General features: G+C 39.0%; 16 protein-coding genes, 1 tRNA gene and 1 pseudogene. 9 read left to right on the top strand and 9 right to left on the bottom strand.

Features of this window, described 5'->3' with window-relative positions:
- Positions 1-17: 17 nt before the first annotated feature.
- Entirely contained in the window at positions 18-5,030 is a 5,013-nt protein-coding gene (locus tag JEU79_RS22375) for an alpha-2-macroglobulin family protein (protein ID WP_198266184.1), read from the bottom strand.
- 392 nt (positions 5,031-5,422) lie between these two features.
- Between JEU79_RS22375 and JEU79_RS22370 the strand changes: the two genes are divergently transcribed.
- From JEU79_RS22370 to JEU79_RS22345, 6 genes are all read left to right on the top strand, one after another.
- The gene (locus JEU79_RS22370; RefSeq protein ID WP_198266183.1) at positions 5,423-6,757 is read left to right on the top strand and encodes an ABC transporter substrate-binding protein; all 1,335 of its coding nucleotides are present in this window, start codon (positions 5,423-5,425) and stop codon (positions 6,755-6,757) included.
- A 152-nt stretch (positions 6,758-6,909) separates the two neighbouring features.
- Positions 6,910-7,857 carry an IS1595 family transposase gene (locus JEU79_RS22365; RefSeq protein WP_198262526.1) on the top strand — a complete coding sequence of 316 codons (948 nt, stop codon included), beginning with the start codon at positions 6,910-6,912 and terminating at the stop codon, positions 7,855-7,857.
- 111 nt (positions 7,858-7,968) lie between these two features.
- Positions 7,969-10,164, top strand: coding sequence for an ATP-binding protein (locus JEU79_RS22360; protein WP_198266182.1), 2,196 nt, complete (start codon positions 7,969-7,971; stop codon positions 10,162-10,164).
- Between the two features lie 100 nt (positions 10,165-10,264).
- Complete coding sequence (locus JEU79_RS22355) at positions 10,265-11,248, top strand: TRAP transporter substrate-binding protein (RefSeq protein WP_425511196.1); 984 nt, start codon at positions 10,265-10,267, stop codon at positions 11,246-11,248.
- 81 nt (positions 11,249-11,329) lie between these two features.
- On the top strand, positions 11,330-11,875 hold the full coding sequence (locus tag JEU79_RS22350) for a TRAP transporter small permease (RefSeq protein ID WP_246540669.1): 546 nt from the start codon (positions 11,330-11,332) through the stop codon (positions 11,873-11,875).
- Positions 11,872-13,170 carry a TRAP transporter large permease gene (locus JEU79_RS22345; RefSeq protein ID WP_198266180.1) on the top strand — a complete coding sequence of 433 codons (1,299 nt, stop codon included), beginning with the start codon at positions 11,872-11,874 and terminating at the stop codon, positions 13,168-13,170. Before JEU79_RS22350 ends, JEU79_RS22345 begins: the two co-directional genes overlap by 4 nt.
- A gap of 420 nt (positions 13,171-13,590) precedes the next feature.
- On the opposite strand, the gene JEU79_RS22340 is transcribed toward JEU79_RS22345, so the two are convergent.
- Both JEU79_RS22340 and JEU79_RS22335 read right to left on the bottom strand, forming a co-directional pair.
- Positions 13,591-13,678: transfer RNA gene (locus JEU79_RS22340), tRNA-Ser, on the bottom strand.
- Positions 13,679-13,769: 91 nt separating this feature from the next.
- Positions 13,770-15,662, bottom strand: a complete 1,893-nt coding sequence (locus JEU79_RS22335; RefSeq protein WP_198266179.1) for an ATP-binding cassette domain-containing protein — start codon at positions 15,660-15,662, stop codon at positions 13,770-13,772.
- Between the two features lie 412 nt (positions 15,663-16,074).
- On the opposite strand from JEU79_RS22335, the gene JEU79_RS22330 reads away from it, so the two are divergent.
- A complete protein-coding gene (locus tag JEU79_RS22330; RefSeq protein WP_198266178.1) occupies positions 16,075-16,635 on the top strand; it encodes a hypothetical protein in 561 nt (186 codons plus the stop codon).
- Here JEU79_RS22330 and JEU79_RS22325 read toward each other — a convergent pair.
- The 4 genes from JEU79_RS22325 to JEU79_RS22310 all read right to left on the bottom strand — a co-directional run bounded on the left by JEU79_RS22325 (position 16,625) and on the right by JEU79_RS22310 (position 19,405).
- Positions 16,625-17,260, bottom strand: a complete 636-nt coding sequence (locus tag JEU79_RS22325) for a TIGR04282 family arsenosugar biosynthesis glycosyltransferase (protein WP_198266177.1) — start codon at positions 17,258-17,260, stop codon at positions 16,625-16,627. The two genes, JEU79_RS22330 and JEU79_RS22325, sit on opposite strands and share 11 nt — an antisense overlap.
- A complete protein-coding gene (locus JEU79_RS22320) occupies positions 17,260-17,967 on the bottom strand; it encodes a TIGR04283 family arsenosugar biosynthesis glycosyltransferase (protein ID WP_198266176.1) in 708 nt (235 codons plus the stop codon). The genes JEU79_RS22325 and JEU79_RS22320 overlap by 1 nt, the downstream gene beginning before the upstream one ends.
- Before the next feature lie 48 nt (positions 17,968-18,015).
- On the bottom strand, positions 18,016-18,975 hold the full coding sequence (arsS, locus tag JEU79_RS22315) for an arsenosugar biosynthesis radical SAM (seleno)protein ArsS (RefSeq protein WP_198266175.1): 960 nt from the start codon (positions 18,973-18,975) through the stop codon (positions 18,016-18,018).
- A gap of 127 nt (positions 18,976-19,102) precedes the next feature.
- Entirely contained in the window at positions 19,103-19,405 is a 303-nt protein-coding gene (locus JEU79_RS22310; RefSeq protein WP_214660659.1) for an STAS domain-containing protein, read from the bottom strand.
- 817 nt (positions 19,406-20,222) lie between these two features.
- Here JEU79_RS22310 and JEU79_RS22305 point away from each other — a divergent pair.
- Both JEU79_RS22305 and JEU79_RS22300 read left to right on the top strand, forming a co-directional pair.
- A complete protein-coding gene (locus tag JEU79_RS22305; RefSeq protein WP_198266173.1) occupies positions 20,223-21,239 on the top strand; it encodes a GGDEF domain-containing protein in 1,017 nt (338 codons plus the stop codon).
- A gap of 11 nt (positions 21,240-21,250) precedes the next feature.
- Positions 21,251-21,841, top strand: coding sequence for a slr1658 family protein (locus JEU79_RS22300; protein ID WP_198266172.1), 591 nt, complete (start codon positions 21,251-21,253; stop codon positions 21,839-21,841).
- Between the two features lie 253 nt (positions 21,842-22,094).
- Here JEU79_RS22300 and JEU79_RS22295 read toward each other — a convergent pair.
- Positions 22,095-22,709, bottom strand: a pseudogene (locus tag JEU79_RS22295) (IS3 family transposase); the annotation flags it as partial.
- On the bottom strand, positions 22,643-22,819 hold the full coding sequence (locus JEU79_RS29020) for a transposase (RefSeq protein WP_198266171.1): 177 nt from the start codon (positions 22,817-22,819) through the stop codon (positions 22,643-22,645). The pseudogene JEU79_RS22295 and the gene JEU79_RS29020, both read right to left, overlap by 67 nt.
- Positions 22,820-22,908 lie beyond the last annotated feature (89 nt).

Below are 22,908 nucleotides of genomic sequence, written 5' to 3'. Positions count from 1 at the left end.
CATCAACAAGCCCGACCTCACATCTTGTAATTTTGATTTATTACCCGTTGTGCTGCTGGGGTTTCACCAATCGCACGGATATAAGGACGATACATGTCTTCTGCATAAGGCGGTGGCACATTATATTCACCTGGTGTCACTGCACGGAGTAAATAATAGAGATGTTGCGTACCATGAGCAGGCAAATCAATTGCCGCCACATAGCGATCATCACGCCAGGTCTGATATTTGATATGATTGCTTGACACTCTATCGAGTAATGACTGTCCATTAATATGAAATTCATCCAATTTAATACTGTGCAGCAAATTTTGATTTTCAATTTCAAAGCCCGCAGGAATCAAATCAACGACTAAAGCATCCTGAATACGGTTTTTAGCCTGTAATGATAGCTCTACAATGATTAACGCCCCTACTCCAACTTGCTCAGGCAGAATCATTTCACCCTTGGTATTGTAGTATGTACGGTTAATATTAAAATGACTAAAATCAGGCTGAGGTGATTCAAGCGTATAAGCACTTAGTTCTAGTTCAGAATATAAACGTGACTGACTTAAGGATTTAACTGCTATACCCTGATCTATTTCAGAGCGCTCATCAGAATTCAGTGTATAGAGAAAGTCACCACTAGCAGAGATATTTTTATCCTGCATGGCCAGTGTTAGAATGGCTTGCCAGGATGGCTGCTCATTATCCATTAATGCAATACCCGTCATAAACAGCGCATTACGTTCTTGAGTACTTAAATACTGGCGTTTTGTTAGTTCATCCTGAAGTTGTATCAATAAACCTTCTATACCAACATGGTTCGGCTGAAAGCGTATTAATGCTTCGAGCATTAAACTGACATCTCTCAATACACTGCCATAATCCCCCAGATACCAATGACTATCACGCTGAATGCTCAATGCTTTGCTAATCGCAGCATCACCTCGCTTATGATCCCCCTGACGACTTAGAGCAATACCAAGATGCATTAAGGGCAAGCCTGAGCGTGCATCATTGGCATGGTAATCATAAAGCGTTCTCATCGTGCCTAAAGGGGCTTGTTTTAATGTTGATAGAACATAGGCCGCATAAGACTTATATGCCAGGCTTAAATGTTCAGGATAATCACTAAAGCGTGAATCATAGGCAGGCCGTGTACTGCGCAGATAAAATTGCAAACGTTTCAGCGCCGGTTTTAACACTGCCTTTGGCACTTCATGTCCCTGCGCTCTAGTTTGAATTAAGAAATGACTGGCATAGGCTGTTAACCACTGTTCTTCACTGCTGTGATTGTTCCAAAGTCCAAAACCGCCATTAGTTAATTGTTTTGCACTGAGACGCTGTACACCTTGCTTGATGTATTTCTTACTTTGACTTATATCAATCCTGACATTGTTAATTTTTAATTCATTAAGACCTAATTTTTCCAGATTAGATGCATTCACAAATAACCAAGGAAACGTACTACTGGTGGTTTGCTCCAGACAACCATAGGGGTATTTTAATAAGTGTGATAAATGTGTCGCCAGTTTCAGTGGCGGTTGATCTGACACAATCAGCTTAGCAAGCAAGGTTTCAGACATCAGATCCTCCGTCATTAATTTCAAGTTTACTGACTTTCCCGGAGCAATAACTTTGTATTGTTTTCTAATAATAGCAGGCCAAGCAGGTCTAATGGCTAACTGCCATTGTCGTTGCATAGCAATTTCATTGGATTGCTTTGAGTTAATTGCCAGCGTTATATTTGCCAGTCCAAACACAGCATGGCTTGTTATCTGAAAGTCTAACACCTGCTTTTCGCCCGGAGCTAAAAGCAAGTCTCGTGTATCATCGCTAATTGCCAGCAATGCATCTGCCTTGAGTGTTAAATGAATAGCTTGTTCTTCATCACTCAGATTATGCACATCCAAAGTCAATTGTGATTCATCATTGGCCGCTAAAAAGCGTGGCATGGATAATTGTGACACTAAGGGCGAAGCTACGGTAACAGCCTGTTCAAGTTGCCCATAGGAGTCTTCATTAAAAGCCAGCGCCATAAGCCGTAACTGGCCATTAAAGTCGGGGATATCCAGAGTAATTTTAGCAATCCCCTGCTCATTAAAAGTAACTGGTTGCTGAAATAATGACACGATTTTTACTTTTGCTTTTTGCAAATTACCCGCACTGGCAATATCCATGTCACCACCAAAACGCTGTTGACCTACGATGCCTGTGCTCGCATCCATTATATTGCCATAGAGATCTAGGCTATCCACATTATAACGACGCTGTGAGAAAAACCACTTGAATGCATCGGGAGTAGAAAAGCCACTCACATTCAATACCCCAACATCCACAGCTGCTAACGTCACTTTAGTGATTTTATTGTTTCTTCTTAGAAAGCTTGCAGCTAATTGAAGCTCTACCTCTAAAGAAGAAAGTGGTTTTGTTTTTTCTGGCACCACCATACTGAATTGAATTTGACGCTGACTTCTATCTAAGGGCAAATGGATTAAGCCAACTGCCCGCTTTACCTTAATGACATTGTTTTCCCCAGGCTGGTTAAAGAGTATGGTCGAAATATAAATATCATGTTGCTGCCAATGTTTTGCAATAGGAATACTCAACTGCAATTCATTAACATTCTTTAGCTCAATTTCCTGTTGCCATAATTTACCCTGATTATTTTCAACGAGCACCAAGCATCGGCCACTAAAAGGCGACTTAATCAAAAGCTGGACTCTATCTCCAGTCTTATAACTGGCTTTATCCAGACTGAGGTTGATTTTGTCAGGCCGGGTTATTTTTGCTTGTTCATTGTCGTAATACCATGAACCACCCGCATTAAATACATGACTGGTGGTCAATTTTGTTTCTGGATTAAAAATTTCTAAACGATACTCACCCCATTCAACCGGTACTTCGAGTACGGTTTTTTGTGCAGATTTAATACTTAGGACTTGTTTATAAACCGGATGTTGTTTTTCACTATAGTCCATTTGCCAATGACCGGAATCATTATAAGTCCAATAATAATCACGCCTATTTTTTATCAAGGTCACTTGTAAATCACTGGCAGAATACAATTGTCCGGATTTATCGGCATTAATCACATCAAATTTAAGCAAGCTATCAGCCTGTGGCTCATCACTATGAGGACGAATTCCCAGCAGCGTTTTAGCAGGCCAAAGACGAAACTTTGTTTGACGTTCAATTGCTCTGCCACCAGTCTCAAACAAACTGGCCGAGACCTTGATAACAATGGGTGACTGAACATTTTTCCAGCTTGGAGTGATTTTTAAATTGAGCTTGCCCTGCTTATCTAATTGAGCTTCTGCCAGATCATAATTATCATTTGCTCCCTTTTCTTCGGCCAAACCAAAAAAATAATCAGGCTGTGACTGCAAGGCATGCTGATCGATAACGGTTCTAACACGACTTTCCAGACGATTGCCCGCTGCTGGCGCACCGTATAAGTATTGTCCTTCAACAGCAATAATAAGATTTTTTTCCTGCACAACAAAGTGCTGTTTTTCTACATCACCTGCTGACGAAAGACTTAATTTCATCCGTTCAGGGAGAAAATCTTCCACCGAAAACGACCATTTTTCAGTGCTCTTATTGCCGGGCAATTGCACTTCAATATGCCAGAGGCCAGTGCGAGCATTTTTATCTAATTGTAATGCATGGTGGTAATAGCCCAGTTTTTCAGCATGCCATATAAAACGTTCAACAATTTGCCCATCCTCTTGTTTGATCAGTGCTGGTAAAGATATCCCTGGGATACTACGGCCATCAGCATCCCGCAAAAGCATACTGATTTCTACCTTTTCTCCTGGTCGATAGAGATCTCTGGGGGCATAAATAAAAGCTTCATTTTGCTGCGCAATTCGTTGGCCCACATTAAACTCTGACAAGTCCAATGCTGGGCGATGCAATTGTACCAATGACATTTGCAGATCTTTTTGTGCCAAAATACTATGAGCCTTTTTTAAGTGGTCACTAAAAGAATAGCTACCCTGAGCATCGGCCTGAATCACTGTTAATATTTTACTGTCCTTGTCTAACAAACTCAGACTGACATCATTCATGGCAGCGCCGGTGACGATTGAGCGCACATAAACATCCAATTTTCCGGGATAGCGTCTGACATGTAAGCCAATATCACTGCGCACAAAATAGGTGACAGCCTGTTCATAATCATAAGTGCCCGAAGGCTTCATTACCGCCATATAAATGCCCGCAGGCTTTAACTCAGCGATTGAATCAATCTCTAAATTTACCCGCTCACGTTTATTTTTTTCAATCGCCATATCAAACCGAGCAGAATAAACCAGTTGCGATTTATCTGCATAATGCTGTAATTGATAAGCCCCTCTACGCCCACCACGCCATGATTCTAAAAATTCAACCATACGGTCATTTTTCACCCGGTGAAATTCAATATCAACTTGTTTGATATTAATGCTATAAACAGGCAAGCCCTTAGCATGACTTAGGGGTAAAATGCCACCATCATGAGCAAAGCTCACCGAAGCCACACGGGATTTGGTCTTTATCTCCTTTTTATAGCGTTTACCTAAGGTTTGCTGATTAAGCGCTTTGAGATTGGCGAATACTGTTAACAAATAATCAGTTTCCGGTTCAATATTTTTGAAAAATAATTCTCGGCCATTTTCTGCCAATATCCATGCTCCATCAACCCGCTCACCATCCCTACGCTCCAAGACAAAGTAGGATTGAATGTCTTCACGCCTATCCAATGGCACCGATAGAACAATAGCCAGACTACTCACCCCTTTATAATCACGTTCTGTAAAATCAATAATTTCAAATTTTGTATCCTTATAACTTGCAGGAGAATTATCTTGAACGGGGGTATGATTATTTGATACTTGACCAATCTCAGATAAAACCGCTGATTTTTCTTTTTCTGACCAGGACTTATCTTCTTCACAGCCTAACAAAAACAGCAACATTAAGAGCATTAGACATTGATAGACTAGAAACTTTGGCGCATCAAAGCGGTTTAATTTTATAATTCTGGCGGTTATTTTTGTCATACCTATACCTGTAAACTTATAATTAATGGCTTTATTTGAAAGAAAAATTTAATAAAAAAGAAAAAATACATAAAATCGCTCATTTCACTTTCTTAGTGACATTCTTGACTATACTCATCATACAAAAAACATCTGAATTAATACTGAACTCAAAGCGATGAATTCTGCTCAATTGTGGCAAAATTATGGCAATAACTTGGAATTATTGCCGATGAAATAAAAAAAACACCGAATCATAAGACAAGTCCTACATTTATGGAACAAATTGTACTCTACTAACTTGAGCTAGCATCAGACTTAGGAGTAAACTTCTATCAAACCCATTACGATGATATTGAATGCCAACATTTAAGCAAAATCTAAAAACCACATACCCACTTTTTATAGCATTAATGATTTTTTTAATATCATTGTCCTCTCATGCTGATCTGCATAAAGTATCGCTACAACTCAAATGGAAACATCAGTTTCAATTCGCGGGCTATTATATGGCGCTTGAAAAGGGATTTTATAAGCAAGTTGGCCTAGAAGTCGAAATCAAAGAAGCAAAACTAGGAATCAACCTGGTTGATGAAGTCCTTAACGGACATTCAACCTATGCAGTGGGTAGAACCAACTCCCTCATTGATATCTCTCAGGGTAAAAAAATTGTTTACCTCGCCGCTATTTACCAATCATCACCCTTGGTATTAATGGCCTTGCAAAGTGCCAACATTAAAAAAATTACTGACATTAGAGATCTACGTATCATGCTCACGGGAGATAAAGAAATTGATGCCGTTCTCATTGCGATGATGCTATCTCAGGGTATTAATTATAGTGATATTCAATTACAGGCACATTCTTATAATATTAACGATTTAATTCAACACAAAACTGACTTAATGACCGCCTACATTTCCAACGAGCCTTTTTTACTGAGAGAGAAAGGCATAAAAAGTATCCTTTTTCACCCCAAAAATTATGGTTTTGACTTTTATAATGACCTATTGTTTACCAGCCAACAGACAATTGATAAAGACCCAGAGCAAGTTAGAAATTTTAAAGCCGCCTCCCTAGAAGGCTGGAAATATGCCTTTGATCATATTGAAGAAACAGTTGCCATTATTTTAAACAAATACAATAGCCAGAACAAAAGCCGTGCCGCTTATATTTTTGAGGCCAACGAACTAAAAAAACTGGCTTATTATCATACCGATCAATTAGGTAAAATAGAGCGCAAGACTTTAGAAAAAACCTATGAAATTTATAAAATTCTTGGTCTGGCAAAAGGTGACATCAACCTTGATAAGGCCATTTATCAAAAAACCGATAATGAGTTGAACCTTAACTATCAGGAATTAAAATATTTACAAGCCAAAAAAGTGATCAATATGTGTGTCGATCCAGACTGGCTACCCTTCACTCATTTAAAAAATGGTGACTATACCGGTATCAGCGCAGATATTTACAAGCTCATCAAAGAAGAGCTACCGATACCACTTAAAGTCATTGAGACTCAATCCTGGTCACAAACCATTACTTTTGCCAAGGCCAGAAAATGTGACATCATTGATTTCGCCATTAAAACTAGTGAAAGAGAAGTTTATCTTAATTTCACTGAGCCCTTCCTAAAAGTGCCTCTGGTCATCGCGACTCGCCATGAAGTCCCTTTTATTGCTAACTTTAAATCATTGCAAGAACAAAAATTGGCATTGTTGAAAACTATGCTTTTATTGACATACTGAAAAATCCTATCCCAACATTCAAATTGTCGAAGTAAAAAGTTTAAAAGATGGCTTACAAAAGTTACTTGATTACCCACAAAGCTCCGCCATATTTCGATAACTATACTATAATTATACTATAATTAAAGTATAGATTATGTGTGAGTAGAATGATGTCAAAAAATAAAATTCAGTTTCAAGAAGGTTATAGTTTATTTGAGCTTTTTAATGATTATGGCACTGACAAACAGTGCCGACAAGCCTTATTTAAATGGAAATTTCCTGATGGATTTGTTTGCCCAGAGTGTGGCAATAAGACTTATTGCACTCTAGAACATCGCCATCTTTATCAGTGCCACCATTGTCATCATCAGACATCAGCAACCTGTGGGACAATATTTGATAGTACCAAACTGCCTTTATCTAAGTGGTTTTTAGCGATTCATCTTATGACTCAATTGAAGACAGCGGTTTCAGCATTAGAATTAAAGAGACAGCTTAAGGTAAGCTACAATACAGCCTGGAGTATGAAACAAAAGATCATGCAGGTTATGAAAGAACGTGATGACAGTAAACCTTTATCAGGCATCATTCAAATTGATGATGCCTACTGGGGTGGTGAGCACAGAGGCGGCTCCAGAGGTCGTGGTTCAGAAAATAAAACACCGTTCGTTGCAGCCGTTTCTACTAATGAAGATGGACACCCGATTGCAATGAATTTAAATGTGCTTAAAGGGTTTAAATCCAGTGAAATAAAACGATGGGCACAAACTCATTTAACACCTGGAAGTACTGTTTACTCAGATGGGTTAAATTGTTTTCCTGCGGTTAAAGAAGCTGACTGTAAGCATGTTCCAATCGTCACGGGTGGTGGTGCGGCAAGTGTTGATAAAATTGAGTTTATCTGGGTTAACACTATGATAGGTAATATTAAAAACTCTATGAAGGGAAGCTATCATTCCATTAACTCAAAACATTTACCTCGGTATCTTGCTGAATTTTGTTATCGGTTTAATAGACGCTTTAACTTAAAAGACATGATGCCAAGGTTTTTATGCGTGGCGATGAAAACGCCACCTATGAATGGAAAGCTCCTAAAAATGGCGGAGCTTTATGGGTAATCAAGAAAAGTTAAAGATGGTGAACTATTTGGTTATATCGGTACGCTGGCAGGTATCGCTCATATTTTTAAAAACGAATACACCGGTGAATTAAAAATCACCGGACGCTTTATGGAAACCTGGGACATGGACTCGGCAGTACGTAATGATGATGAAATGTTATTACAGATTTTACAAAAAGCCATCAATCATATTGGTCAGGATAGGATTCAAAAAATCATTAATAAATGGATCAGCATAAAATATGAAAGTGAAGTTGATTATAGTTTAATTTGGCAAATCCTCTTTGTGGTCTTTGTTCTCGTCGTCTTTTTATCTTATCGCCAAAGAGAGTTAAAAAAACACAATCTACAATTAGAAGAGCAAAAAGAGCTCTATAATTTAGTGTTTGAAAGTTCTTCTCATGCCGTGCTTTTATTCGATACCAGTAGCAATCAATTTTTCAATTGCAATTCACAAGCCGTTAAAATGCTCAAGGCTCATTCAAAAAATGAAGTTATCAATATGCTACCTGAAGAGCTATCACCCCATACCCAACCTGATGGGCGTTTAAGCGCTGAAAAATCCAGAGAAATGGTTTCTCTGGCCATTGATAAGCCCTCCCATACCTTTGAATGGAAACATCTGAACATGAATGGGGATGAATTTTGGGTAGAAGTAGTTCTGACTCATATCTTGCTCAATAATCGTGGCGTAATTCATGTGCTCTGGAAAAATATTGACGAGCAGAAAGAAGCTGAACGACTCTTGATTGATGCTAAAGAAAATGCCATTGCTGCCACCTTGGCGAAATCTGAATTTTTAGCCAATATGAGTCATGAAATACGAACACCGATGAACGGTATTATCGGCATGACCCATCTAGCACTTGAAACTGACTCCAGTAGCAAGCAAAAGAAGTTTTTGCAGATCATTGATAAATCAGCAAAATCATTGCTAGGCATCATCAATAACATTTTAGACTTTTCCAAAATGGAAGCAGGAAAGCTCAGCATAGAAAAAATCAATTTCGATTTGCCTGCATTAATTAACGATGTTGTCGATAAGCTAAAATTTAAAAGCATTGAGAAAAACATTCATTTAAGCATCAATTATGATTCACAATTGGGCAAGCATTTTTATGCGGATGATTTAAGGTTGTCACAAGTTTTAATGAATCTCATTGATAACGCCATAAAATTTACGCCTGCCGGTAAGGTAAGCCTATCTGTCAGTAAAGTCAGCAAAAATTGCCTTCGCTTTGAAGTGAGCGATACCGGTATTGGCCTCTCAACTGAGCAACAGAGAAAACTTTTCCAATCTTTTTCTCAGGCCGATGCCAGTACCACGCGCAAACACGGTGGTACTGGCCTGGGATTATTTATTTCAAAAAATCTAGTCGAAATGATGGGTGGTAAAATCTGGTTGAAAAGTGAACTCGGTAAGGGTAGTCATTTTATTTTTGAAATTAAAATGGAAGAAATTCCTACTGACACTCATGCTCCAGAAAATTTAAAGCCTGCCATGAGTGCCGATTTAAATCAATCATCAGAAGCAGAACTCACTGCCACACTCAAACAACAAATTAATACACTTAACGGAAAAATCCTCCTCGCTGAAGATAATCAGATTAATCAAGAAATTATTTTAAGCTTACTTGAGGAGAGTAAGCTCAGTATAGATATTGCCAACGATGGCCTAGAAGCCACCGAAAAGTTCAGCAATAATCACTATCAATTAATTATCATGGACATTCAAATGCCTATCATGGATGGCTATGAAGCAAGTCAGATAATTCGTAAACAAGATAAAAACATTCCTATTATTGCCATAACAGCCAATGCCCATTTTGAAGATTTGCAAAAAACCATGCAAGCAGGAATGAATGAACATCTCAATAAGCCCATTGATGTCAATACGCTCTATGAAGTGTTGATAAAATATATCTCGGGTGAAACGACAGCGGAAAAGACTGTCTCTAAAAAATCACCTCATGATTCTGAAGAGGCCGATTTTTTAGCCGGTTTTAAAACCCTTGATACTGATTTGGGGCTTTCTTATTTCTCTGGGAATACAAACATTTACAAAAAAATATTAACTAAGTTCGCTCACGGCTATCGAAATACTGACACCTCAACGCTGAATAATGATGAAATAAAAAGACTGACACATACAGTACGAGGTCTCAGTGCAAATATTGGTGCAACGGCACTTAATACATTAACCGTCCAATTGAACGAAGTGCAAAATACTCAGCTAATCGAGGCTTTTTCCCATGCCCTATCCGCTGTAATCGCTGAAATTGATGACAAACTGAACTTACAGTGAAAATAATCTATATCAAGACATAGACAAGATAGATTCTTAGTAGTATAAATAAGACTGTTAACACACTTTATTACAATCAAAATTAGGAATAACTATGCCTCTGATTAAAATATTTTCGGTATTAATCATTTGTTCTCTCGCGTTTTCTAACACCTTGATGGCAAAAGAAATTGTCATTAAATTTTCTCATGTCACCACTGAGAAAACCCCCAAAGGCAAAGCTGCCAAATACTTGCAGGAATTAGTTGCACAACGACTCAAGGGAAAAGTCAGAATTGAAGTTTATCCCAATTCACAACTGTATAACGATAAAGAAGTACTAAAAGCGCTACTTTTAGGTGATGTACAGCTTGCTGCCCCTTCTCTATCTAAGTTTGGCAAATACACCAAAAAATGGGGTCTATTTGATCTGCCGTTCTTGTTTAAAGACAATAATGCAGTTGCCTGTTTTACGGGTGGCCCAGCGGGTCAGGCATTACTCAATGCAGCCAATAACAAAGGTTTCCAAGGTTTAGGCTATTGGCTTAATGGTATGAAGCAACTTTCTTCTAACAAACCTCTCATCGTGCCTGATGATGCCAAGGGTGAAAAATTTCGTATTATGAGCTCGGATGTATTAGAAGCGCAGTTTAAGGCCGTGAATGCCAACCCACAAAAAATGTCTTTTTCAGAAGTGTATAATGCCTTGTCAACTGGCGTTATTGATGGTCAGGAAAATACCTGGTCAAATATCCGCACCAAAAAATTCTTTGAAGTGCAAAGTGATTTCACAGAATCTAACCATGGCGTTTTAGAATATGTATTAGTGACCAGTACTGAGTTCTGGACTTCACTCCCTAAAAATATTCAAACTGAACTAGCCGCCATTATTAAAGAAGTCACCTTAAAAGAAACACAATGGGCACTTGAAGCAGCCGAGGCCGATAAAGAGTATATTATTGCTTCTGGTCGCACCAAAGTTCACACTTTAACCAATGAACAAGCTGCACTGTGGGCAACCGCAATGAAGCCAGTATGGAAAAAGTTTGAAGATAATGTCGGCATCGATAAGATTAATGCCGTACTGAAATGCAATAAGATGTAACGAGTATTGCTCTCCCGAAGCATTCACCTTTCATTCGGTGAATGCTTACTTCTTTATCTGTTCTGTTGTTTTTGAGCTATCATGCATAAACTAATCGATTATCTTGAAGAAGGTTTTATTGCCTTCTTACTCACAGCCATGACACTGGTCACTTTTTCACAAGTTGTTGCACGCTATGTCTTCAACTCCGGCGCAGTGTGGGCACTCGAATTAACCACCTACCTTTTTGCCTGGCTGGTCATGTTTGGAGCCGCCTATTGCGTCAAAAAAGGCGTACACATTAGTATAGACTCTTTTGTCGATCTGTTTTCAAAGCGTACCCGAAAATATATCACGCTCAGTGCTATTGGATTTTGTCTACTCTACTGTGCCATTCTCTTCAAGGGAGGATGGGATTATATTGCTAAATTAAAACTCATCGGCATCGAAGCCGAAGACCTGCCCATTGAAGAATGGAAAATAAAAATCATTTTACCTGTCGGTTTTGCACTGATCTTTTTCCGCTTACTCGAAGTTGCCTGGAAAGTCTATAAGGGCGAAGTTGAGACGATGCATTTTGTCAATGAGACAGACCAATTACTGGAAGAAATCAATCAAACTGAAGCACTAGAGCAAACCAAAAAATGACCGCAACCGCCCTTTTTATCATGCTTTTTTTCTTTATGCTCATTGGTGTACCGGTCGGTTTTTCGCTTGGACTTGCCAGCACTCTGACCATCTTAATATTTTCTGATGACTCCATGGCTTCTCTGGCTGGAAAAATTTTCACCGCCATGGAACACTATACTCTTATGGCTATCCCATTTTTTATTTTAGCCTCAGCCTTCTTAACTACAGGAGGCGCTGCACGTCGTCTGGTTGATTTTGCCGTAGACAGTGTGGGTTGGATACGTGGTGGTTTGGCGATGGCCTCAGTCTTAGCCTGTATGATGTTTGCTGCAGTATCCGGTTCATCACCTGCCACGGTCGTAGCCATTGGTTCCATTGTTATTGCCGGTATGGTACGTGAAGGCTATACACAATCTTTTGCCGCTGGAGTAATCAGCACCGCTGGCACCATGGGTATTCTAATTCCCCCTTCTATCGTCATGGTGGTTTATGCCGCGGCCACTGATGTTTCTGTAGGTCGAATGTTTCTTGCCGGGGTTATTCCCGGGCTCATGATTGGCATCATGATGATGATTACTATTTATTTCATTGCCCGCAAAAAGAACTTTCCCAATGTCCCGTTTAAGGGTGGTAAACAACTCCTGCATTCTGCAATCAATGCTTCCGGTGGATTATTTTTGATTGTGATCATTATGGGAGGTATCTATGGTGGTATCTTTACTCCCACTGAAGCTGCCGCAGTAGCCGCTGTCTATGCCTTTATCATTGCCGTTTTTGCTTATCGGGATATTAAATTTTCTCACGTACCCAAAGTGATCATTGATGCTGGCAAAACCAGTGTCATGCTGATGTTTATTATTGCCAATGCACTGTTATTTGCCTTCGTATTAACTTCTGAACGCATCCCGCATGAAATCGCTGAACTCATTATTTCTATCGGTTTGCCCACCTGGGGCTTTTTATTAATCGTCAACATCATGTTGCTTATCGCCGGTAATTTTATGGAGCCATCAGGAATTTTACTGATTATGGCGCCCATTCTATTTCCTATCGCGATTCAACTCGGTATCGATCCTATCCACTTGGGGATCATTATGGTCGTCAATATGGAAATCGGCATGATTACCCCACCTGTGGGGCTTAATTTATTTGTCACCTCAGGCATTACCGGCATGAGCATGATTGAAGTCATTAAGGCAACCTACCCCTGGTTACTACTACTTTTAAGCTTCCTGATGATTATTACTTATGTCCCTGAAGTGTCATTGTTCTTACCCACCTTACTCATGGGTCCTGAAACAGTCAATATGTAAACCATTAAAACTTTATTTTTCGATAAGCGATCAAGTGACCCTAAACACTTGATCCTTTGTCGGCAAAATCTGACACTTATTTAAAAAAAATCCTACACATTTTACTCATCTATCCTACATTAGAAAAAACTAATTAATGTTATCATTGAAGTTCTACTTCTGAACAATTGGAATGAATCTAATGGAATTGGAACAACAACTCAAAACGGAGATTTTGGAACTACAAAATCTAATTTCACCCAACAATCAACAAAACACACCTAAACATTTAATCAAAATGTACCAAAGTTTAATCAAATCAAAAAAAAGAAAAACTAAAACAGTTGCTTGTTTTCTCATAAATAAATAGCAGGCTTACCTACTTGTGTTTCAGGCATAAAAAAACCACCTACTCGTTTAACCAGTAGGTGGTTCTAAATATGGCGAAGAGGGGGGGATTCGAACCCCCGAAACCTTACGGTTTACACACTTTCCAGGCGTGCGCCTTCGGCCACTCGGCCACCTCTCCAAGGTCGGGAAGAATAAACCACCTTAGCAAATAAAGCAAGCAAAATTCATCCCAAAAACAAATAGCTAAGCAGTTTATATTAAAAACTCACTTAGCTACCTGACTTCTTTTCTTCCAGCTCATCCCAACGAGTATAAATCGTATCTAATTGCTGATTTACGGCTTCCAGTTCTGACAGTTTTCTTGCCACATCACCCTGATCCTGTTGATAGAACTCAGGCTGAGCAATTTGCGTTTCAAGTTCAGCCTGTTGGCTTTCCAAAGTCTCTATTTTGGCAGGCAAATTATCCAATTCACGTTGCTCTTTATAGCTCAGCTTAACTAGAGGCTTAACTTGAGCATTCACAACAGCAGACACCGGCGCATTGGTCGATTTACTCACTGGAGCTACAACTGATTTTCTCTGTCTAAGCCAATCATCATAGCCTCCGACATACTCATTGATGCCATCAGCCTCAAAAACCAATGAGCTGGTGATCACATTATTCAGAAAAGCACGGTCATGGCTGACAATAATTAAAGTACCCTTGTATTCAATCAGAAGTGATTCTAATAATTCCAGCGTTTCACTGTCTAAATCATTGGTTGGCTCATCAAGTATCAGTAAATTAGCTGGCTTGGTAAAAAGCTTGGCTAATAACAAACGATTTCTTCCCCCCCCGGAAAGGGCTTTTACTGATACTTTTGCACGTTCTGATGAGAATAAAAAATCACCTAAATAACTAAAAACATGGCGGTCACGGCCATTAATACTGACAAATTCCCTACCCTGCCCGATATTTTCAATAATGGATTTTTCTTCATCCAATTGGTTACGCAACTGGTCAAAATAAGCAATTTCCAATTTAGTCCCGAGTTTTACCTGACCGCTCTGAGGGGTCAATTCACCCAAAAGCAGGTTAAGCATAGTGGTTTTACCCACACCATTTGGACCGATAATACCAATGCGATCACCACGCATAATCACTGTTGAGAAATCTTTTACTATTACTTGTTTATCATATTGATAGCTAATATTATCGACTTCGACCACCAACTTACCGGAATTTTTCTTATCATCTAATTCCATCTTCGCCTTGCCCTGTAAATCGCGTCGCTCACTGCGTTCATTACGCATGGCCTTCAAGGCTCTGACACGCCCTTCATTACGAGTACGACGGGCCTTAATGCCCTGTCGGATCCAGACTTCTTCTTCGGCAAGTTTTTTGTCAAATAGATCATTGGCTTTTTCTTCGGCATGAAGCATTTCTTCTTTACGACGCAGATAGGTTTGGTAATCACCGGGGAAAGAAACGAGTTGACCACGATCCAATTCAAGGATACGTGTCGCAACATTTTGTAAGAAAATCCTATCGTGAGTAATAAACAACACACAGCCACTATAGGATTTTAAAAAGTTTTCCAACCAGAGTATGGATTCAATATCAAGGTGGTTGGTTGGTTCATCCAGCATTAAAATATCAGGTTCAATGACCAATGCCTTTGCCAGCATCACTCGACGCTTTAGACCACCGGATAAATCTTCAATCAGACTATCAGCTGATAATTGCAAACGAGAAATCGTTTCTTCTACTTTTTGCACCAAGGACCAGCCATTGACTGATTCCAGCTCATGCTGAATTTTTTCCATTTTGTTCAGCGCTTGCTCATCACCATTGGCCACATCATGGAGCACATGATTATATTCCTGTAGCAATCTTGCTGCATCGCCCAGTCCAGAGGCAATAATATCAAACACACTGCCTCTCGCTTCATGAGGTACTTCCTGAGACAAGGAGGAGACGATGAGACCATCTTTTTTTCGTACATCACCCTCATCTGCCTGCATTTCTCCCTGAATCAGGCGCATCAGGGTGGTTTTCCCCGTCCCATTCCGACCGATCAAACAAACCCGCTCACCCATTTCCAGGGAAAAATTGGCTTTGTCTAATAAAACGTGGGTACCAAAGGCCAAACAAAGGCCATCTATTGAAAAAATTGACATAAAAAACTCACTTCAGCTAATAATGCAGGGAAAAAACTGCGCTTAGAATATAGTAAAAACCCCCTTTATGGAAGGTTTGTTCATAAGCGCTATGATCCTAAAAAAATCAGTTGAACCTACTGCGACCGCCTTATGCACTGAATCTTAAGGATTTTCCAGAACATTTTGACTTCACCCGTAGGGTGACTACGAATAAAGCCAAAATAACCTGTAAAACCCTTAATCTTCAGCACCTAAGTCGCTCTCGCTACGATTCAACTGATTATTTTAGGATGATGGATAAATAACGAATAAGACCTATAATAGAGAAAATAGATAATAAAGAATGGACTGGTAATATAAAATGCGACAATTTCTACTCGTGTTCTTGATAATTTTTAGTACTCATTTATTGCAATCCTGTAGCAGTGAAATGGGTATTAAAGCGAATAATGCTCTCAGCGATGCTAGCAATACCTTGCGTAGCACCACCATTCAACACGAAGAAGTCGCCTACAACCCCGACACAGGGAAAATTGAAAATCGTCGTTATTCACAGTTTTATCAATTAAAAACCGACATTGTACCCGCAAGATTAGAGTTATCTCTGGTCACACAATTGCTAAAAAAATCTGTCCCCGGTGGTTATAGCATTAAAGAATTCACCCGCCGACAACAGCCCAGTGACTATTTAGCTGATAGTCATACGCAACTCTATCTGAAAAACATCACCGATAAGCCCATTACTTTTGATTTGCGCGCTCTCAGTATTGAGCACCAAAAGCTCCCTTTTTCAGAGCGGCAACTTTCTATTCCGGGCAAAGAAAGTCTTTCTATTGAGTTAGGCAGTGTGCGTATTGATCTGAGGTTAATTACTCTTTTTACCCGCATTGAATACATCGTCCAAGCTCAGGGCATAGCGAAAGATCATCAGGAAAAAGAGTTTGATATGCACCGCATGATCAAAAAATACCCCGAAAAACCTAAGCAATAAAGTCTTTAAATTCATCATGTAAGCTAAGATACTTCAAATCAGCTTTAATATCAACATCATGTTGCACTGATAATTCTTGCCAACTCAAGTCGCTACCTGCTAGCGCAAGTCTCGACTGTTGCATCACCTTATCGGTTCCCCAATCAATGTCGATAAAAACTTCTTTCACAACGCGTATTGCACCAATCAACACATACCCACCATCAGAGGCTGGTGAAAAAACCATGTCATTATGCTCAAGAGCATCAATTGCCTGCTGCAATAAAGATTGCTCAATCGAAGGACAATCTGTCCCAATGAGAATAACCTTAGAATATTGCGCCAACGCAGTAGCCAGCGCATTAAACATTCTTAACCCTAAATCAGTCCCCTCCTGCACCGTCAATTCAAAGTGTTGAGCATGCTTCATCTGCATAAAATATTGTTGCTCACTCTCAGGAGTGATGCACAGGCGCATAGGTGACAATGAAGCTGAAATAACATTGTTTATTGTATAGTCTAAAAGACGCTTATAGAGTTCGGTGGCGCGATCTGCGCCTAGGGCGGGTATCAGACGCGTCTTAACCTGCCCAAGCACCGGTTCACGAGCAAAAATAATGATAAGCGCATCAGGCTGAGTCAACATTAGGAACGCCCCGGATAATATTTTTTTAGTAATTGCTCCGGTTTTACGCCGAAAAAATACTGTAGCCTCATTTGCCACATCAATAAAACTGTTTTCATGATGCCCTTTTCTTCCCATCGTCGTGATGAGGTAATAACCGGGGCTTTAATGCAAATAATGGCCTGTTGTTTACGCAAGCGTTGACTGAACTCAATGTCTTCCATGATATCAATGAGAGGGATACCATCTACTTTGCGGTACAGTGATTTTGACACAAAAATTGCCTGATCACCGGTCGCTATTCCCGTCAGACAGGAGCGCCAGTTCATCATAGCTTCAATAATACGGAAAAACCAATGGCTACCAGAGAGGTGGACGTTAAAACGTCCCCAGAAATCAATTTGAGTGGGCTGTAGAACCTGGCTCAGAGTCTGCAAAACAATTTGAACGGCATTGGCGGGTAATAGCGTATCAGCATGAAGAAAGCAAAATATCTGACCGGCGGCCATTTTTGCCCCCAAAATCTGCTGCCTTGCCCTGCCTTTCTCTGTGCTCATCATGCGATCCACATAGGGACGCGCCAGTTCACGGGTGTTATCCTCACTCTGACCATCCACTAAAACTACCTCATGACCCTGCTCACGCAACACTTGCAAAGGCTGCAAAAAGGCAACAATAGCATGCGCTTCATTCAAAACAGGGATGATAAAGGAAATTTTTTGCCACATAGAATGCCTGCGTGTCTGCTGATACAAAGCCCTAGTTTAAACAAAAAGCTAGCTTAAAGCGCCACCACAACTACTACCCTGACCCGCAGTGCAGGCATAACAATGCCCAGCTACAATAATGTCACGCTGCTTCACATCATCGAGAGACACCGAGCTAATGTGTAGTTTACTGTCGTCATTTATTAAGGGTAAATCCAGCATCTGATTAAAATCACAGTCATAAATAAAGCCCTGCCAATCAATACTGAGATGATAACGACACATCAGCCCATCAAGATTAGCGGGTTGATAAGCACTTTGTAAGAGTTCCATATAGGGATGAAACGCTTGTTTGGATAAAAGCATACTACCAAAGCGTTTCACGGGCACATTGGTAATGGTAAACAATTGATTGAATTGTATGTCAAACTCATTGGCTAAAAATAATTTATAGTCTTGTTCCAATTGCGCCTGATCAGGTGCAAGTGATGCCCCCTGAGGGTTGTAGACAAGATTCAATATCAAGGCGCTATCCGGCTGTCCATAACCCAGTTGATTTAGACCTTTTAAAGCCTCGATACTACTTTCAAAAACACCATTACCACGTTGTTTATTAACATTTTCTTCTAAATAACAAGGTAAAGAGGCAACAATTTCCACTTGCTTGTCCGCTAGTTCCTGCATCAGGTGTTCATAGCCTGGTTCAGTCAAGATCGTGAGGTTGCAACGATCAATTATCTTCACACCCAATGCGTGCAGACTGGCAATAATAAAGGAATATTCCGGGTGCATTTCTGGTGCCCCACCGGTTAAATCAACCGTCTTGATTTGGTTGTTTTCAACAAAATCTAAAATCTGCATCAGTACTTCATGAGACATTTCTTCTTTGCGCTTAGGGCCTGCATTGACATGACAATGCAGGCATTGCTGATTACAACGATAACCTAAGTTAATTTGCAGGATATCAATGCTTTTTCGCTTAATGGCAGGAAAAGAAATTTTATTAAGAAGAGAAAGGGTTTCAAGCATGTTTTGAACAACTTATATTGACGAGTAACAAATCATAAACAGCATAGCAGATATGCTTATTTATGACATAAAAATGACAGGATGATAACAGTTCTAACTCTTATACCCGTGCTACTTGGAAATGGAGCTATGGCAGGGTGACAAGCTGATCAAAATTTGCACTTTCAAGGATTTGAATCACTTCTTCATTCGCATTGACAATTTTAATGCGCTCTTTATTGCGTTCAACAAATTCCCATAAGGCTATAATCATTCCTAAAGCAGAAGAGTCAAGATAATCTGAGTCTTTAAGATCAAGTACATATTCTTGTACCGGATCAATATCGGTATAGGCACGACGAAATTCAGATGCCAAGGGAAATTGAAATTTTCCCATAATTTTAATGGTCAATGCATTTCCACTATCTGATAGATTGGTAAGAATTGACATCAGTATAGGCTCTCCGATAAGGCTAAAAATTTTAAAATAAAATGCCAATCATTTTGGCTGTAGATAAGCCTACTATAGAACGAAATTAAAAAAAAATCATCAATTACAAAATAAAAATAATGATTTCCTTATTTTTTCCACCACTTGAATCAATAGCAATGGTCATAAAAATGTAAAATTCCTTTAATCTTTAGAAAACAGCGAGTTTCATGAGTTTTTTAATCTAACTACAGCTAATTTCAAGATTAAAAAACCACTCTAATATTTATCCACAAAATCTGTGGATAAGTCTGTGCATAAAGCGTTAATATCTTTCTTGAAACATTACTGTCATTACAAATAGCATAAACTGCTCACTTTTTAACCAATAGAAATAAAGCCTTATTTACAACAACTTATCTTTCATTTAAAGAAACAACTTTATGTAAAACCGCTAATTCATTGGATTTTAGCTTCTGAAGCACAAAAAATGAATAAAGTTGAATAAAAATATTATTTCTGTGGAAAAAAGCACCCTAAAAGCCGTTTATAACTAACAAAAAATCACATGATTACAGAACTATTACAGCTTTAAGTTATAAGCAATTGATAGTTAGAGACATACCATAAAAAAATTACTTTTTCTCACTTCTAATAGAGATTATTCAGCTAATAACATCGCCCATTAAAAAGATCAAGCTTCATATTTTCAATTAAATGATTGAAATATTTCATTCATTTACTATAGTTATCACATAACAGGATGATATTTTGAGCATGATTATGGATACGATAAAAAGCTTATTTAAAATGGATACCTTTTTTTATTAAAACAATAATGACAAAAAGTGAAATAAATACTCCAGCTACGACTAAAAAAAATGATTTAATTGAAGTTAAACCCATGAAAAAAGCCGTTGATTTACTGGATAGACAAAAACTGGATCTGGAAATAGCACTGAGCACAGCCATTGAGCACGGTGATATTGTCGAAGAACAGCTTTTTCTCGTCAACGATCAACTAAAATCAGAGGTAGAAGACCGCCGTCAGGCAGAAGAAGCCTTACGTCAACTGCTTATAACGATTAATCAACAAAATAATGACCTTGAAATAGCATTAAAAACCGCTATTGAGCATGGTGATGCAATTGAAGAACAGTTTTATGACATCAACAAGCAACTCAATAGTGAGATATGTGAGCGACAGGAAATAGAAGTAAAATTACAATCAATGGTTTTAAATTTAAATTCTCAAAAAAGTGATTTAGAGCTTTTAGTTGAGACCATTGCAAGTCATGGCGATGAAATAAATTCTCAGATGGAAGAGCAGCTCTCATCTGCAGAGACAATGGCCTATACGGATGGGCTGACCGAGATATGGAATCGGCGTTATTTTGATGAAACATTCGAAACTGAGTGGAAACGTAATACCCGCTCTAAAACACCACTTTCTTTACTGGTTTTAGACATTGATCACTTTAAACATTTTAATGATGCTTTTGGCCATGCATCCGGCGACAAATGTTTAAAAGATATATCAGCAGCGCTATCCAATATCCCCAGAAGAACAGGTGAATTTGTAGCCCGCTATGGTGGTGAAGAATTCGTCATTGTTTTACCTCTTATTGATTTAACCAATGCATTTATAATGGCAGAACACATTCGACAAACAATCGAAGATTTGGCCATTGTACACCCCAAAACAGATTGTGGTTATGTCACTGTCAGTATTGGGGTCGCTTCAACCATTCCCAAACCACATGACAAAGCACAGACCTTATTTGACAAGGCCGATAAAAATCTTTACATGGCCAAAGCAATGGGTAGAAATCAAATTGGAACAGATAAAAACTAGGACCCCCATAAATGATAGAAATAGATGAAACAATTGGTTGTTTTTCAGATATTGAAAACAAATTATCAACAGGAGAGAATTTACAGCTTGGATTTCTGGCCAACTCCATCCCCTTGAAAGAAAGGTGGAGAAATAATGGCTTGTCTGCTGATTTTATGGGTGATTATGCCACCACCTTCTTCCCAAAGAATGAGAATAATCCCGAAACAATTGCACGTCAGGCTGAAATAAAGTCCGCAGTGTCTTATGTGGCAAATGAATTATTAGAAAATGCCATGAAATACAGTGATAAGGGTGATAATTGTTTAATAAGTATCAGCTTAATTTTTGAAGACAATCAAATTATTTTGACCGAATCGAATTCAGTGGCTATTTCATCCGTACAGAACTACAAAAGTTTTGTTCATAAATTAAGTCAAAGTGATCCCATGGAAATGTATCTTGAGCAATTAGAAGCAAAGGCATTAGATGATAATATGACTTCAGGGCTTGGCTTCCTCAGTATGATTAATGATTATAGTGCAGAACTGGCTTGGCAATTTAAATCATCCAAAACACAAGATGTCATTTCTGTAACCACTGAAGTTCGTTTACCCATTTAGTCTAGACTCACACAACTTAAAATTTCCAAAAATAGATTTAAACATTAGGATGTAGTACAGTGGACCCCATTGTCAAGACAGCTTTCTCAAATATTAAGATATAATTCTGTTGGTTATTTATAGTATTAGTCTTATCCACATATCCACAGGTCTGCCAGTAGTCCAGAGACGCTTGCGATATATCTCAGGGCTACTGGCTTGGCCTGTGGATATGTGGATAAGGCGGTTGCCAGTAAAGTTGATTATCCTCTCATCATGCTGCCCGTTTTAAGTCTGGAACAACTTCTTTCATCACGCCATAGATCTCTGCAGGCGTTTTTCCACCGTGTGTACTGTGTGGTCGTTCATGGTTGTAAAACTCAAAATATTCCTTTAATGAGCTCTTTAGCTCATCAATACTTTGGTAATCCTTGAGGTAAATTTCCTCATATTTTACACTTCGCCAGAGTCGTTCAATCATAATGTTATCCATTGCTCTGCCTTTGCCGTCCATGCTGATTTTTATATCATTGGCCTTTAGAACACCTGTAAATGCTCTGCTAGTATATTGAGCACCTTGATCCGTATTGAAGATTTCTGGCTTTCCATATCGTCGCAGTGCTGTTTCCAGACTACTGATACAAAAGCTTTCTTCCATGCTGGTTGACACTTCCCAGGACAGCACAAAACGGCTACTCCAGTCCATAACAGCACTTAGGTAGACAAATCCATGTGGCATCCGTAAATACGTGATATCTGTGCACCAAACCTGGTTATTCCTATTAATATCAATTCCTTTGAGCAAATATGGATAGAGGTTATTTACTTTGCAAGGCTTGCTGGTATTGGGTTTTGGTGCCACTGAAACCAATCCCATGATCCGCATAAGCCGTTGAACTTTTTACGATTAATTTTATAACATTTCAATCTTAATGCATTACGAATTTGACGACTGCCATAGAATGGATGTTTTATGTACAACTCATCAATCAAATTCATTAATGTTAAATCTTTATTTTGCAGAGGCTTTTTAGGTTGATAGTAATAGCTTGTGATGTGTCAACACTTTTCCGGACAGTTTTCTATTT

It is taken from the genome of sulfur-oxidizing endosymbiont of Gigantopelta aegis, from assembly GCF_016097415.1.
Lineage (GTDB): Bacteria > Pseudomonadota > Gammaproteobacteria > GRL18 > GRL18 > GRL18.
This window is presented reverse-complemented; position numbering and strand designations above follow the sequence as displayed.

What these genes read in the sequence shown, in the direction of transcription:
- JEU79_RS22350 (WP_246540669.1), top strand. Translation starts at nt 11,330, where the DNA reads ATGCATAAACTAATCGATTATCTTGAAGAAGGTTTTATTGCCTTCTTA.
- JEU79_RS22370 (WP_198266183.1), top strand. Translation starts at nt 5,423, where the DNA reads ATGATTTTTTTAATATCATTGTCCTCTCATGCTGATCTGCATAAAGTA.
- JEU79_RS22330 (WP_198266178.1), top strand. Translation starts at nt 16,075, where the DNA reads ATGGGTATTAAAGCGAATAATGCTCTCAGCGATGCTAGCAATACCTTG.
- JEU79_RS22325 (WP_198266177.1), bottom strand. Translation starts at nt 17,260, where the DNA reads ATGTTGACTCAGCCTGATGCGCTTATCATTATTTTTGCTCGTGAACCG.
- JEU79_RS22365 (WP_198262526.1), top strand. Translation starts at nt 6,910, where the DNA reads ATGTCAAAAAATAAAATTCAGTTTCAAGAAGGTTATAGTTTATTTGAG.
- JEU79_RS22300 (WP_198266172.1), top strand. Translation starts at nt 21,251, where the DNA reads ATGATAGAAATAGATGAAACAATTGGTTGTTTTTCAGATATTGAAAAC.
- JEU79_RS22360 (WP_198266182.1), top strand. Translation starts at nt 7,969, where the DNA reads ATGGAAACCTGGGACATGGACTCGGCAGTACGTAATGATGATGAAATG.
- JEU79_RS22320 (WP_198266176.1), bottom strand. Translation starts at nt 17,967, where the DNA reads ATGTGGCAAAAAATTTCCTTTATCATCCCTGTTTTGAATGAAGCGCAT.
- JEU79_RS29020 (WP_198266171.1), bottom strand. Translation starts at nt 22,819, where the DNA reads ATGAATTTGATTGATGAGTTGTACATAAAACATCCATTCTATGGCAGT.
- JEU79_RS22305 (WP_198266173.1), top strand. Translation starts at nt 20,223, where the DNA reads ATGACAAAAAGTGAAATAAATACTCCAGCTACGACTAAAAAAAATGAT.
- JEU79_RS22375 (WP_198266184.1), bottom strand. Translation starts at nt 5,030, where the DNA reads ATGACAAAAATAACCGCCAGAATTATAAAATTAAACCGCTTTGATGCG.
- JEU79_RS22310 (WP_214660659.1), bottom strand. Translation starts at nt 19,405, where the DNA reads ATGTCAATTCTTACCAATCTATCAGATAGTGGAAATGCATTGACCATT.
- JEU79_RS22335 (WP_198266179.1), bottom strand. Translation starts at nt 15,662, where the DNA reads ATGTCAATTTTTTCAATAGATGGCCTTTGTTTGGCCTTTGGTACCCAC.
- arsS (WP_198266175.1), bottom strand. Translation starts at nt 18,975, where the DNA reads ATGCTTGAAACCCTTTCTCTTCTTAATAAAATTTCTTTTCCTGCCATT.
- JEU79_RS22345 (WP_198266180.1), top strand. Translation starts at nt 11,872, where the DNA reads ATGACCGCAACCGCCCTTTTTATCATGCTTTTTTTCTTTATGCTCATT.